Genomic DNA, 13,790 nt, shown 5'->3' with positions numbered 1-13,790 from the left:
TTTAAGTTTAATAATTTCTGTTCCAGTCATTATCCTCCGAAGTATACGCGGAATTTGCCGTAAAAGGCACGGCCGGCTTTTTGGAGGCTGAAGTTATCGTAAAGTTTTTCGTCCGTCAGGTTCCGGCATTCCAGTGAGAGGTTGTACCGTCCGTTTTTTATCGAATAGCCGATGCTCAGGTTATGTGAGAGCTGTTCGGGTACTCGACTCTTGGTAGAAGGGTCGCCAAAGCGTTCCCAATATAAAGGGAATTCGTGTTGGTAGTATCCGTCGTACGATATGGTAAGTACATTGCCTTCGGCGAAAAGGTCGTGCCATGTGAAGGTGGCATCGAAGTTGGCAAAAACATATGGGAGGTTCGGCATACGTTGGCCGTACGTGGCACTTTGCTGCTGGGTATTTTCCGCAGTGTAACGTTCATCATCACGTACGTTGATGTTGTTGTATGTGCCTCCCAATGAGAACCAGCGGGAGTAATTGTAACGTGCCGATATGTTGAAACCTTTCGTCTTCACCCGTCCGTGATTTTCGTAGATGCCGTAACTCATTCCACTTACGGTGCTCAGTCCGCGTTGGATATAATCTTTTGTGTCGCGGTAAATCAGCGTACCTTCCACATAGATGCCGTGCTTGCCGAACTGGCGGTTATAGCTGAGGTTGAAGTTCACGTTGTCACTTTTTTCGGGACGCAGATCGGTTTTACCGGCTTCCAGGTCTTCATCGCCGAATAGCTCATCGGTGGTAGGCAGACGGTATGCTTTTTCATACGAAAGCTTTGCCTGGAGCCCTTTGATGATGAAGTATGTGCCGGCGGCTCCGTATCCGAATGCGCTGGTATGCCTGTGCATGTCGATGTAATTGCCTACACCGTCTTCGCTTTGCGATACCGGACCTTGGTTATACTGGTTGTAATATTTCCCGAAAGCTGAAAAGTTCCATTTTTCTGTAGGCATCAGGCGGTATGAGAGGCCCGTGATATTCTTGCGTGTGATTTTAGGTATGCTGAAGTCGGAAATCTTCGAACTCCCGTCTACATACGAACGGGTGGTGCGCCGGAAGGTGCTCAAGACGTGATTCAACGTAAATGTATGTGCCGTTCCGATGCGGTAGTTGGCGGTAAAGGTTCCGTTCCAGTTGGTATTCTTTGATTCGTTGTCTTGATACGACTGTTCGCCATGACTTCCGGTGAACTTGCGGTCTCCCAGCCAGTTGTATTTATATGTGGCGGTGTCGATGTTATTTGTAATGTTATGATTATAGTTGGCGGTCAGCATCACATCCAGTCCTTTGGTGAAGAGATTGCGTTTGCTGTATTCCAGTGAAAGAACGAACGAGTGTCCCTTGCGGTGTTTCTCACCAAAGACGATATACTGGTATACACCTGTCTGTATTTCTTTGTAGAAATTAGAGAAGGTGAAACCCAGCATCAGGCGGTCTGCCCATTTTTTGTCTACAAGACCCACTTTCCCGATGATGGCTTCGTTATGAAACTGGTCGTTGAAGCGGCGTACGTGATAGATTTTATTGCGGTCGGTATTTTCTGTTATGCCATCATCGCCGAATTCGGTAATATAGTTGTCGATGTAATAATCGTTGTCCGAGAAGTTTTGGAAAGCGTTTATTTCATACATCAGTCCGTTGCGGAAGGTTTGTCCGAAGTTGATGTATGATTTGTGCGTATTGAATGATCCATACGAGTACGAAGCGTCCAGATGCCAGCTACGGCGACGCTTGTTGGTCACAATATTGATGACTCCTCCCAAAGCATCGGTACCGAAGCCTACGGGGACCACACCTTTATATACTTCAATACGTTCGGCAAAGTTTACCGGTATGTTGTTGATGTCGAATGCTGTACCAGCACCCTCCTGAGGCACTCCGTCGATGAATATTTTTACATGCTTGCCTGAGAAACCGTCCAGCATCAGTTGCATGTCTGAGCCTACGCCTCCCGATTCGCGCAGTTTCAGTCCGGGCAGTTGGGTCAGGGCATCGCTCAGGCTTTTGGTGGAGTTGTGTAGCTCCCGTGTGTCCAGTGCTACGGCGTTGAATGCCGATTTCTGCACACGGCTCACCCCGTTGGATACTACTACCACTTCATCCAGTTGGTGTGTAGCAGTCTTTAGCACGATGGTCTGCCGGGTACGCTCTTCATTTTTCAAGGTGATTTGTTCTTCGAATGTCTCAAATCCGATGGCGGAAACTACCAATGTATAGGTACCTGCGGGAGCTTTCAGATGATAGATGCCCCGTTCGTTGGTGGTACATCCATAACTGGTGCCTTTCAGATAAACGGTGGCGAAGTCGATGATGCTTTTATCTTCTGCCGAAATGATTTTTCCCGACAGCATGGCTCGTTTTTGTGCCGAAACAGTGAGAGAACACATTAATAAGCAAATTAATGTGAGGACGCAGTGTTTTGTCATTTTTTTTATTGTTATTTTTAATGATTCTAATTACGCTGCAAAGGTACGGAGTCTGCTTTTGTGCTGCAATCCCCAAAAGTAGGTATTCCGCCTTTGTAATTTGCGTTTGTTTTTACCTACTTTTGGGGATATTGGTTTTATGAATGTGTTTTTTGTGGGCTAATTTTGGGTCATCTTCGCTTCTGCTTTTCGTCAGATAATCCGCTATTTTCTTCACCACACCAGCTAAAACGCTTCAAAAGCTCATTCTAAATCAGCACACGGTAAATTCAAAGTAGTTTTCAGGATAGGAGTTTGTATTTGTTGGTGCTTTTGTTAAAACTATTTAATACTTTGGTTTCTCTTTCTCTATCATTGAACATTCCACTATATTTGCCGCCCGGAAACACTTTTATATTTTTATGGACGAAATTCTTATAATTGTCGGGTTGATAGTACTTAACGGTATTTTTTCCATGTCCGAGGTGGCATTAATATCAGCCCGAAAAACTCGGCTTTCTACAGATGCGAAAAAGGGAAGCAAGGCTGCCGGTGTAGCGCTCAAGCTGGCAAACGACCCCGACCGTTTCCTTTCGACGGTACAAATCGGCATCACCCTCATCGGTATTCTTACTGGTATTTATTCGGGTAATAAAATAGCGAGCGATTTTTCGGATATTTTGGTTTCGTGGGGTATACCTGTGAACTATTCTGCTACTTTGGCGCAGGGAATCATTGTAGTGATTGTCACGTATCTGACCATTATTTTTGGTGAGCTGGTTCCTAAGCGCATTGGGTTAAGCATTGCCGAACAGGCTGCAAAGACTGTTTCGCGTCCGATGAATTTGCTTTCTACGCTGGCATTGCCTTTTGTATGGCTTCTTTCGAAAAGTACGGAACTGATATTTAACCTGTCGGGTATTAAGGAAGCAGACAACAAGGTGACCGAGGAAGAGATAAAATCCATCATTCAGGAGGGAACTGAAGATGGTGAGGTGCAGCCGGTGGAACAGGATATCATGCAACGTGTGTTCTTGTTGGGCGACCTGAAAGTAAGTTCGATTATGACGCACAAGAGTGATATCGTATGGTTGGATACTGATATGGGAGCCGATGAGGTGAAGAAGTTGCTGAGCCAGAAGCTGTACGAATTTTATCCGATAGCCGAAGGCGACCTGGATCACGTGAAAGGCATAGTAAACCTGAAGGACTTGGTATTGCACCTTTACGAGCCTGATTTTAAGTTGGAAGCGCTTATTCACGAGGCTGTTTTTTTCCACGAAAGTATGAATGTATACAAGGCACTTGAGCAGATGAAAGCACGGAAAATCAGCCGTGCGCTGGTGTGTGACGAGTTCGGTGTGTGCACAGGTATCATTACCTTGCGCGATATTCTGGAAGGTCTGGTAGGGACGATGGATGCTCCGGGTGAGGAACCGGATATTATAAAACGTGTATCAGGTGATGGATGGCTGGTTGACGGACAATGTGCATTGTATGACTTTTTGTGTTATTTCGACCGTCAGGACTTGTTTGAGAATGCCGAATATCATACGCTGGGCGGATTGATTCTCCAGCAGTTGCAACATATTCCTACCAGTGGCGAAACGTTGCAATGGAACGGCTTCCATCTTGAAATTGTGGATATGGACGGTGCACGCATTGACAAAGTGCTGGTTACGGTCTCACCACAGGGTACACAAAATAAATAATCATAATCGGGGCAGAGAAGAAATACAAGAAAAATATTTTCCAGTTGTATATTATCTGTGGTGAAAAAGAAGATGAAAAGGAAACGGAAATACATAACACATTGGTTTTTGTTAGTCTGCATGGTGATGCAGATAGCTTCCGTTTTCCCTCATCATCACCATTCGGAGCTTTTTTGCTTGCATGCCGACCTGGCTACTTGTGCGGGTGAGGATTGTAATACGGCTGGCATGCACCACGAAGGCGATGGTGACCGCCATACATGTACGGTGGGATGTGTTACGCATTTCCAGTGTGCCACGACCGGACATCATCAGGATACAGTGGCTCCCGACTATACATTTTATTCCTTTCTTTATACATTTGCTTACTTGTTGCACTTGGTGTACATGCCCGAAGCGGCTTTGCTTTCCGACGGGATGTACATCGAGAACCTGCACACGCAGGATGTAGCCTGCAATACGGGCTTGCGTGCTCCCCCTGTTTGCTGATTTTATTATACTAGAACAAATGCAACTTAGTTGCCTTAGGGATGCGGTATCTTTGCCGCGTAAAAACAAACGGATAAAATCAGAAACAGATATGAACAGAACAAAAAGTTTATGGATGGGAGCCTTTGCCTTGCTGGCACTGGCTTCGTGTGGGGGAGGAGAGAAGCACGCCCACGGACACGAGGAAGAAACACATCAGGAAGAAGCCGCACACGGAGCTTCGGGAGAGATTGTATTGGCTCCGGAGAAAGCGAAGGCGGCAGGAGTGAAAGTAGAAACCGTAAAGGCAGGCACGTTCCGCCAAGTTATCCCTGCCAGCGGACAGATACTTGCCGTGCAGGGCGATGAGGCGGCGGTAGTGGCAAGTACGGCGGGAGTCGTCTCGTTTGTGCGCCCGCTTACGGAAGGCATGCGTATAGCAGCCGGAAATGCCGTGCTGAACGTGTCGGGAAGTCGTATTCAGGACGGGGATGCCGTCAACCGTGCACGCATCGCTTACGAAACCGCCAAGGACGAATACGAACGTGCCTCTAAACTGGTAGATAGCCAGATAGTTTCGAGAAAAGACTTTAATGTGCTGAAAGAAGCTTATGAAAATGCCCGTGTTGCTTACGAAGCTCTTTCGCCCAGCCATGACGGAAAGGGCGTATCGGTGCAGGCACCCATTTCGGGCTATGTGAAGTCTTGCCTGGTGAAAGAGGGGGATTATGTGACCGTAGGCCAGCCCTTGCTGACGATTACCCAGACACGCCGGTTGAGGTTGCGTGCCGATGTATCGGAGCGTTATTATCCGGCATTGCGCAAGGTGTCTTCCGCCAATTTCCGCACTTCGTATGATGAGCGTGTCTATCGGCTCGATTCGCTGGGCGGACGTCTGCTTTCGTATGGCAAGTCCACCGGCGACACTTCTTATTATATCCCCGTCACGTTCGAGTTTGACAACCGTGGCGAGATGCTTCCCGGAGCCTTTGTCGAAGTCTGGCTATTGTCGGACGGGCGTGAAGGGGTGATTAGTGTCCCTCTTTCGGCACTTACCGAAGAACAGGGCGTAAAGTTCGTTTACGTGCAGATGGATGACGAGTGCTATCGGAAACAGGAGGTAAAGACGGGGCTGGACGACGGCACGCATGTAGAAATCCTTTCGGGGCTGAAAGAAGGCGACCGGCTGGTGACTGAAGGTGCCATTCATGTGAAACTGGCTTCGGCAAGCAATGCCATCCCCGCACATACGCACAATCATTGATTTTATTTTTACTACCACAGATTACACAGATTTTAATTAACAATTAATAATTAATAGTGAATCTGTGTAATCTGTGGTGAGGCTAAAAACATAACAAATTTTTTTATGCTGAACAAAATCATTCATTTTTCATTGCAGAACCGCTTGCTGGTATTAGTGGCATCGGTGCTTCTGCTCATAGGGGGAACCTACACCGCTTTCCATACCGAGGTGGATGTGTTCCCCGACTTGAACGCGCCCACGGTGGTGGTGATGACCGAAGCCGGGGGAATGGCGGCGGAAGAAGTGGAACAACTCGTCACCTTCCCCATCGAGACCGCGGTGAACGGTGCTACGGGTGTACGCCGGGTGCGCTCTTCTTCTACCACCGGTTTCTCGGTGGTATGGGTAGAGTTCGACTGGGATACCGATATCTACCTTGCCCGCCAGATTGTATCCGAAAAACTTGCTACGGTGGGCGAGAGCCTGCCTGAGAATGTGGGCAATCCTACACTGGGTCCCCAGTCGTCCATTCTGGGTGAACTGCTGATTGTAGGGCTTACCGCCGACAGCACTTCGATGCTCGACCTGCGTACGCTTGCCGACTGGACCATCCGCCCGCGCCTGCTCTCTACCGGAGGCGTGGCACAGGTGGCGGTATTGGGAGGCGATATCAAAGAATACCAGATTCTGCTTCATCCCGAGCGGATGAAACATTACGGCGTTACGCTGGGCGAGGTGATGGAAGTGACCCGCGGGATGAACCAGAATACCAACGGAGGCGTCATTTATGAATATGGCAACGAGTATATTGTGCGCGGAGTGGTGTCTACCGAAGATGTACAGGAAATGGCACGTGCGGTGATTAAGACCGCAGGAGGCGTTCCCATTGTGCTGGAAGATGTGGCGGATGTGCGCATCGGTGCCCAGCAGCCCAAGCTGGGACTGGCATCGGAGAAAGGGAAACCTGCCGTACTGATTACCGTGACCAAGCAACCCAATACGGGCACCATCGAACTGACCGAAAAGCTGGAAGCCGCCCTGAAAGACCTGCAGAAGAACCTTCCGCCCGATGTGCGTGTATCCACCGATACGTTCCGCCAGTCGCGCTTTATCGAAAGTTCCATCAGCAACGTGCAGCATTCGCTCTACGAAGGGGCGATATTCGTAGTTATCGTGCTCTTCCTTTTCCTTGCCAATGTGCGCACCACGGTGATTTCGCTCGTTACGCTTCCCTTGTCTTTGGTGGTAGCTGTTTTGGTGTTGCATTACATGGGGCTGAGCATCAACACCATGAGTCTGGGCGGTATGGCGATAGCCATCGGTTCGCTGGTAGACGATGCCATCGTAGACGTGGAGAATGTATGGAAGCATTTGCGCCAGAACCGGATGCTCCCGGCAGGCGAACGCCGCCCGGTGCGGGAAGTGGTGTTCAACGCCTCGCGCGAGGTTCGTATGCCCATCCTCAACTCTACGTTGATTATCATTGTGAGCTTCGTGCCCCTGTTCTTCCTGAGTGGCATGGAGGGGCGGATGCTGGTGCCGTTGGGCATCGCTTTCATCGTAGCCTTGTTTGCTTCTACGGTGGTGGCACTTACCCTTACGCCGGTACTTTGCAGTTATTTGCTGGGAGGCGGAAAGAAGGAAGGATTGCCTCGCGAAGCTTTCCTTGCCGTGTGGCTCCGTACGTATTACGCACGGGCACTGGAGTGGGCATTGGCTCACAAGCGGAGCGTACTGACGGGTACCGTGGCTCTTTTTGTGGTGGCACTGGGCTTGTTCTTTACCTTGGGACACAGCTTTCTGCCCTCGTTCAACGAAGGTTCGTTCACCATCAATGTCAGTTCCTTGCCGGGCATTTCGCTTGAAGAGTCCGACAAGATAGGGCGGCAGGCAGAGGAAATCCTGCTTTCCATTCCCGAAATACAGACCGTGGCACGCAAGACGGGGCGTGCCGAGCTGGACGAGCATGCGCTGGGCGTAAATGTCTCCGAGCTGGAAGCTCCCTTCGAACTGAAAGACCGCTCGCACCGGGAATTGCTCGACGAGGTACGCCGCAAGCTTTCGGTCATTACCGGAGCCAATATCGAGATAGGCCAGCCCATCAGCCACCGCATCGATGCCATGCTGAGCGGCACGCAGGCGAGCATCGCCATCAAGCTCTTCGGGGATGACCTGAACCGTATGTTCGCTTTGGGAAATCAGATTAAGGATGCCGTGAAAGACGTAGAGGGCATTGCCGACCTGAACGTGGAGCAACAGATTGAGCGTCCGGAGCTGAAAATCGTCCCCCGGCGTGAAATGTTGGCGAAGTACGGCATCTCGCTGGCACAGTTCAATGAGTTTGTCACGGTGAATATGGCGGGCGAGACCGTGTCGCAAGTGTACGATAACGGCAAGGCATTCAATCTTGTGGTGCGTGCCAGCGAAGACAACCGTGGCTCTATCGAGCGCATCCGTGACCTGATAATAGACGATGCCGAAGGACGGAAAGTGCCCTTGAGCTATGTGGCGGATGTGGTGTCGTCAATGGGACCCAACACCATCAACCGGGAGAACGTGAAACGTAAAATTGTCATCTCCGCCAATACCAGCGGGCGCGACCTGCGCAGTGTGGTAGACGATATCCGCAAGCGGGTAGACGATGAAATCCGCCTGCCCGAAGGGTATCATATCGAGTATGGCGGGCAGTTCGAAAGCGAGCAAGCCGCCAGCCGCACCTTATTGCTTGCTTCGTTGATGAGCATTGTGGTGATATTCCTGCTGCTCTATGTCCAGTTCAAGAACGGGGTGCAGAGTGCCATTATCCTGCTCAACCTGCCGCTGGCATTGATAGGAGGCGTGTTCGTGCTGCTTTGCACCACGGGCGAGCTGAGTATCCCGGCCATCATCGGGTTCATCTCGCTCTTCGGCATTGCCACCCGCAACGGTATGTTGCTTATCAGCCATTACAACTTGTTGCGCGAAGAGCAGGGCATGGGCTTGCGCGAGTGCATTGTCCACGGCTCGCTGGACCGCTTGAATCCGATTCTGATGACCGCCTTGTCATCGGCATTGGCATTGATTCCGCTTGCCTTGCGCGGCGATTTGCCGGGCAACGAGATACAGAGTCCGATGGCGAAAGTCATCTTGGGGGGCTTGCTCACATCGACCTTCCTCAATGCCTTCATCGTCCCCATCGTGTACGAACTGATGCACCGGAAAGAAATGAAGAATGAAAAATGAAAGGTTGAAACGCAGATTCACACAGATTGACGCAGATTATTTTATTTACAATTTTTCGATTGACAAAGTACGATTTAGGGCAAAATAGTAAATTGTAAATAATCCAATAGTCAATAAAAATAATTTGTGGAAATCTGCGTGAATCTGCGTTTCAAAAACATCAATCCATAAGAAATAAATCAAATGAAATACATTACATTAGCCATAGCCTGCCTTGCGATAACGCCGATGCAGGCACAAACCATAGACGAAGTGCTCCGGCAGGTGGAGCAGAACAACAAGGAGCTTCAGGCACAACGGCAAAGCACGCTCGCCTCGAAACTCGAAGTGCAGGCAGAAAACAACCTCGAAGACCCTTCGGTGGAATACAGCCCGTTCTACACCCGGGGCATCACCGGCATGTCCAGTTCCGAACTGGTCGTGACACAAGGCTTCGATTTCCCTACGCTTTACGGTGCACGCCGCCAGTCGGGCAAGTGGAAGCAGGCGGCTCTCGACCGCAGGCAACAGGCGGCACGCCGCGATATCCTGCTCAGTGCCAAGAACCTTTGCCTCGACCTGATAATGCTCAACCAGCAACACGCCTTGCTGGAGGAGCGGGCGAAGAATGCCGGCGAGCTGCTTGCCCTCTTCGAGAAACGCCTGGAGGAAGGCGATGCGGGCATCCTCGAAGTGAACAAAATCAAAATGGAACGGATGAGCGTGCAGACCGAAGTGGCGCAAAACAATGCCGCCCACCGCACCGCACTCCAGCAGTTGCTGGCAATGAACGGAAACATGCCCTTGGAATTTACAGCAGACACCTATCCCCACGTGGAGGAACTGAAAGACCGCAATGCCTTTTACGATGAGGTGATGGCTACCGATGCCGGTTTATTGGCGGCAGATGCCGATGCGCGTGCCGCCGAGAAGGAGCTGAAGGTGAACCGCCAGAGCTGGTTGCCCAAAATAGAGGTCGGCTACAGGCGCAACACGTCGCTTGACGAGAAAAGCAACGGTTTCCTGATAGGTGGAAGCCTGCCCTTGTTTTCCAACCGGAAAAAAGGGAAAATAGCCCGCTTGCAAGTGGAGAGTACCCGCCTGGCGCTGGACAATGCCCGCCTGCAAGCGGCGGCAGACGTGCATGCCCGTTTCAACGAAATGCAGCAGTTGCGCGAGGCGATGCAGGCGTACGATGTCGTCCTGATGCACCGCACCCTGGCTTTGCTCAACGAAGCCGTAAAGGCGGGTCAGCTCTCCATCATCGAATTTTATACCGAGGCAGACAACATCTACCGCAACCTTCAGGCATACATCGAGCTGGAGAACCGGTACCAGAAGCTGATGGCGGAGATTTACAAGAACAGACTTTGAGAATGAAGAATCTTTTTTGAATGAAGAATGAAGAATCGCTTCGCCCGCATGGAATTCTTCATTCTTCATTTTCTACGCCTTGAACTTCAGTTTTTGATAATTGTTATTTGTAACAATTGTAACGTAACGGCGGAATACCCATTGCCTCTATTTACAATAGAAGATTACCGATTATTCCATGCTCAAATATTTAAGCGTTCCCTCAAAATAGAACTCTCCATACATCGGGGAAATTCCAGATATATCTCCTCCGTCAAAAAGAACTAAACGAGGTATTTCGATGATGCAGTTATTTCCTGATTTGCGGATGCTCATATTGTCTGGTTGATATTGGTCATTGAAATATGGTGTAGTGTTAAAGTTGCGGTACTCTGGTGTATCTTCCCAGTCTTCGATAGATAGGTTCACAAAATACCCTTCCATTCCGTCCCAGCCGGGTCTATCTGTACTATATTTCCATGAGCCTTCCAGCGGTGAAACCAAACCCGTTTCTGCATGAAAGCTTATTACCAACCAGTTGATGTATTGAGTGGGTGGTGTCATGATGTTTGCGTACAAATCGTAATCGCAAAACTCAATGGAATAATTTCCTTCTCCTAAGTTACAAAAATAAGCGTAAGTATATTCTACCGTATTGTTTCCATATACCAGCCGACAAGATTCCACGTTACTTTCACCACTTGTGCCTGGATTGTCAGGCTCTTCTGTCTCTGTGCCGTCTTCCCAAGGGTTGATGTCGCCTGTGAACGTCACGATTTGCCCGCTTTCGTTTCTGCTCAAAATCAATTCCACTTGTTTTCCAGATGTTAGTGTCACGTCTTGTGCCAAGTTGACGGAGGTACCATTGCTTCCAAAATAAAGGATGCCGATATCGCTTCCTGCCTCGAAAGTTTGCGGAGGGAGGATTGCTTTGAATGCCAATGTACCGTCATCAGCACAACGTACATTTTGTCTGTTCCCGTTTGTTGTGAAAGCTAAGGCATTCAAGTCTACGTCTACTGAAGTTTGAGGGCTATGTACTTCGAACGTGGGAGTCCCCGACGGCCAGTTGTCGCCCTGCAGGCGTATGATGAGCTTAGATAACCGGTGGCTGAATTTGAGAGACACTTCCGCTGCATCTGTCGCTTCTGTACTTGCCGTCAGCAGATCGCTTTGTGTATATCCTGCTCCTTGTTGGTCTGTCTGTACCGTAAATGTAAACTGGTTTCGGACATTGCTCGAATAAGGATATACTGCATGATAATATACTTTTGCTCCTCCTTGAGGTTGCTCAATGCCGTTTGTCGATGTGAATTGGGCTCCATCATAGACGTATTGCACATTGTCGGCATAGTTCCCTAAAGAAACAATTACTCCTTTTTCATCGTTTCCATTCGACAGAACACCGAATACACTGATCGCATCACCTGCATCGAAGTGTGTGTCAGTTGCTCTTGCTAAAGGGCTGATGTTTGCATTGAAATGGACTTTGTTTTCTACTTGCGGTAAATTTGGGTCTTCTTCGCCTTCATTGTTGCTACACGCACCTACCATAAAAGGTAAGGCCATTAAAAATACAGAATAAAGTTTTTTCATAAGCATTTCTTTTTGATTTGTTCAAATATACAAATCTATACATGCTTGCACAAATAAAGAAAAGGACGTTTTGTCTTATCTTTGCTTTTTGAATGGCTATATGGAGAAAAATAGTGACTATCAAGATAAGAATTCCGCATAACCAATATTTGGATGAGGGTAGCCCGCCCGAAAGCATCCATAGTTCGTAAAAAGAGGATGTCTCAAAATAAAATTCAACATTCTTTTATCTTCTTATAGTCAATCAGAAATAAAATGCGAAAAACATTTGTCATACTGGTAACGAAGTGAAGCATCTCGGATGCACCCACGTGGATGTCTACGAGATCCTTCACGTTCGTTCCCTTAGATTTGCGCAGTGAAAGGAAATACAGCTGGAATGTTTACTTTTGTTGTGTGAAAGAAACAGGCCAGCCAACTGCAAGGTAAACCATACACGCTCTGGATATACTCCATACCCTGTTTTGGACCTCGCAGTTAACAGTCAAAAAGCCACATAGAAAACTTTATCCTTTAGATTGTTAAGGGAGATGGCTCACGGCTGTTGTAGCTGACCCCATTAAAAATTAAAAGATATGGCAAAGTTAATTATCGGAATTGATTTCAGCAAGGAGAAAATGAATTTTTGTTGCATGGATGCGCAAGACATGTCTGTCCTGATTGAAGGCGAAGTGGAAAACAGCCGGCAAGGTTGCGGAGAAATGACCGGGAGGCTCCGTAGTTTGCGGAATGGCCTCCGTTCTTGTGACTTACTGTTCTGCGGCGAGAATACCGGTATATACAGTATAGAGGTGGCGGAATGCCTAACGGCCCGCAAGTACTTTGTCTGGCTAGAGAACCCGCTCCAACTTAAACTGAGCAGCGGGATACGCCGTAGCAAGACTGACACGCTGGATGCCCGTATGATAGCCGAATACGCTTACAGGCACCAGGATAAGGCCGGGCGGTTTTCGGCAAGCAGTGAAGGGCTGAAAAAGCTCCGCGAACTTCATCTGACAAGGAGGAAGCTGAAAGACTGTGAGATTGCACTAAAGAACTTTTCCGGAAGCCTGTCGAAAGACTCCTTGCCGGCGGTAAAAGCTTTGCGCAAGGTCATGGAGAGTATAAAAGAAGCCATACGTACGCTTGAAAAGAAAATACGCGAACAACTTATGCACGAGCCGGAATTCATGGAAAACGCCTCGCTGGCTCTTACCGTACCCGGCATCTCATGGGTTACGGCTTCTGCCATTATTCTTGATACGAGGAACTTTAGCCGTTTCAGCACGGCACGGCAATACGCCAACCACACAGGTTGCGTGCCGCACGAACACGACTCCGGAACAAGCGTGCACCGCAAGCCAAGGGTGAGCAAGGCTTCAAACAGATATGTGAACTCCCTGCTCACACAAGGGGCAAACTCACTTATCACGCATAACCCACAGACTCGGGAGTATGCGCAGAAAAAGCGGAAAGAAGGGAAGCCGCACGGGTTCATCGTCAACAACATACGGAATAAGATCATTCACAGGCTGTTTGCGGTCATACGGAACAGGAAAGCCTTCGATTGGGCATATGTAAACGAATATCAAACACAACAGCCATGCGGCAAAACAAAAACACATGCCGCATGACTGTGGATATTAAAAAACATGAAATGCTTGCACAGGTCATAGAAAACAGGATGACAATACAGGATGACAATACATTAAGATTTTTTCGCAAACCAATTTTGTTCTACTATAATTCTTAATTTCTACGCCTTGAACTTCAGTTTTTGATAATTGTTATTTGTAACAATTGTAACGTAACGGCGGAATACCCATTGCC

At 48.7% G+C, this 13,790-nt stretch carries 8 protein-coding genes; 6 read left to right on the top strand and 2 right to left on the bottom strand.

Annotation, left to right across the window (positions count from 1 at the left end):
* Positions 1-29: 29 nt before the first annotated feature.
* Entirely contained in the window at positions 30-2,426 is a 2,397-nt protein-coding gene (locus H9625_RS07655; RefSeq protein ID WP_191763759.1) for a TonB-dependent receptor, read from the bottom strand.
* Positions 2,427-2,827: 401 nt separating this feature from the next.
* Between H9625_RS07655 and H9625_RS07650 the strand changes: the two genes are divergently transcribed.
* The 5 genes from H9625_RS07650 to H9625_RS07630 all read left to right on the top strand — a co-directional run bounded on the left by H9625_RS07650 (position 2,828) and on the right by H9625_RS07630 (position 10,406).
* Positions 2,828-4,117, top strand: a complete 1,290-nt coding sequence (locus H9625_RS07650; RefSeq protein WP_022038871.1) for a hemolysin family protein — start codon at positions 2,828-2,830, stop codon at positions 4,115-4,117.
* Between the two features lie 72 nt (positions 4,118-4,189).
* Positions 4,190-4,606 carry a DUF6769 family protein gene (locus H9625_RS07645; protein ID WP_225226360.1) on the top strand — a complete coding sequence of 139 codons (417 nt, stop codon included), beginning with the start codon at positions 4,190-4,192 and terminating at the stop codon, positions 4,604-4,606.
* Between the two features lie 115 nt (positions 4,607-4,721).
* Entirely contained in the window at positions 4,722-5,849 is a 1,128-nt protein-coding gene (locus H9625_RS07640) for an efflux RND transporter periplasmic adaptor subunit (RefSeq protein ID WP_191763782.1), read from the top strand.
* Positions 5,850-5,954: 105 nt separating this feature from the next.
* Positions 5,955-9,053 carry an efflux RND transporter permease subunit gene (locus H9625_RS07635; protein ID WP_191763757.1) on the top strand — a complete coding sequence of 1,033 codons (3,099 nt, stop codon included), beginning with the start codon at positions 5,955-5,957 and terminating at the stop codon, positions 9,051-9,053.
* Positions 9,054-9,236: 183 nt separating this feature from the next.
* Positions 9,237-10,406, top strand: coding sequence for a TolC family protein (locus tag H9625_RS07630; RefSeq protein ID WP_191763755.1), 1,170 nt, complete (start codon positions 9,237-9,239; stop codon positions 10,404-10,406).
* A 171-nt stretch (positions 10,407-10,577) separates the two neighbouring features.
* Here H9625_RS07630 and H9625_RS07625 read toward each other — a convergent pair whose 3' ends face one another.
* Positions 10,578-11,981, bottom strand: coding sequence for a fimbrillin family protein (locus H9625_RS07625; protein WP_191763752.1), 1,404 nt, complete (start codon positions 11,979-11,981; stop codon positions 10,578-10,580).
* 575 nt (positions 11,982-12,556) lie between these two features.
* On the opposite strand from H9625_RS07625, the gene H9625_RS07620 reads away from it, so the two are divergent.
* Positions 12,557-13,594 carry an IS110 family RNA-guided transposase gene (locus H9625_RS07620; RefSeq protein ID WP_191763750.1) on the top strand — a complete coding sequence of 346 codons (1,038 nt, stop codon included), beginning with the start codon at positions 12,557-12,559 and terminating at the stop codon, positions 13,592-13,594.
* The last annotated feature ends 196 nt before the right edge of the window (positions 13,595-13,790 follow it).

Origin of the sequence: Phocaeicola intestinalis (assembly GCF_014837065.1) — a bacterium.
GTDB lineage: Bacteria > Bacteroidota > Bacteroidia > Bacteroidales > Bacteroidaceae > Phocaeicola > Phocaeicola intestinalis.
This window is presented reverse-complemented; position numbering and strand designations above follow the sequence as displayed.

What these genes read in the sequence shown, in the direction of transcription:
- H9625_RS07655 (WP_191763759.1), bottom strand. Translation starts at nt 2,426, where the DNA reads ATGACAAAACACTGCGTCCTCACATTAATTTGCTTATTAATGTGTTCT.
- H9625_RS07650 (WP_022038871.1), top strand. Translation starts at nt 2,828, where the DNA reads ATGGACGAAATTCTTATAATTGTCGGGTTGATAGTACTTAACGGTATT.
- H9625_RS07645 (WP_225226360.1), top strand. Translation starts at nt 4,190, where the DNA reads ATGAAAAGGAAACGGAAATACATAACACATTGGTTTTTGTTAGTCTGC.
- H9625_RS07640 (WP_191763782.1), top strand. Translation starts at nt 4,722, where the DNA reads ATGGGAGCCTTTGCCTTGCTGGCACTGGCTTCGTGTGGGGGAGGAGAG.
- H9625_RS07635 (WP_191763757.1), top strand. Translation starts at nt 5,955, where the DNA reads ATGCTGAACAAAATCATTCATTTTTCATTGCAGAACCGCTTGCTGGTA.
- H9625_RS07630 (WP_191763755.1), top strand. Translation starts at nt 9,237, where the DNA reads ATGAAATACATTACATTAGCCATAGCCTGCCTTGCGATAACGCCGATG.
- H9625_RS07625 (WP_191763752.1), bottom strand. Translation starts at nt 11,981, where the DNA reads ATGAAAAAACTTTATTCTGTATTTTTAATGGCCTTACCTTTTATGGTA.
- H9625_RS07620 (WP_191763750.1), top strand. Translation starts at nt 12,557, where the DNA reads ATGGCAAAGTTAATTATCGGAATTGATTTCAGCAAGGAGAAAATGAAT.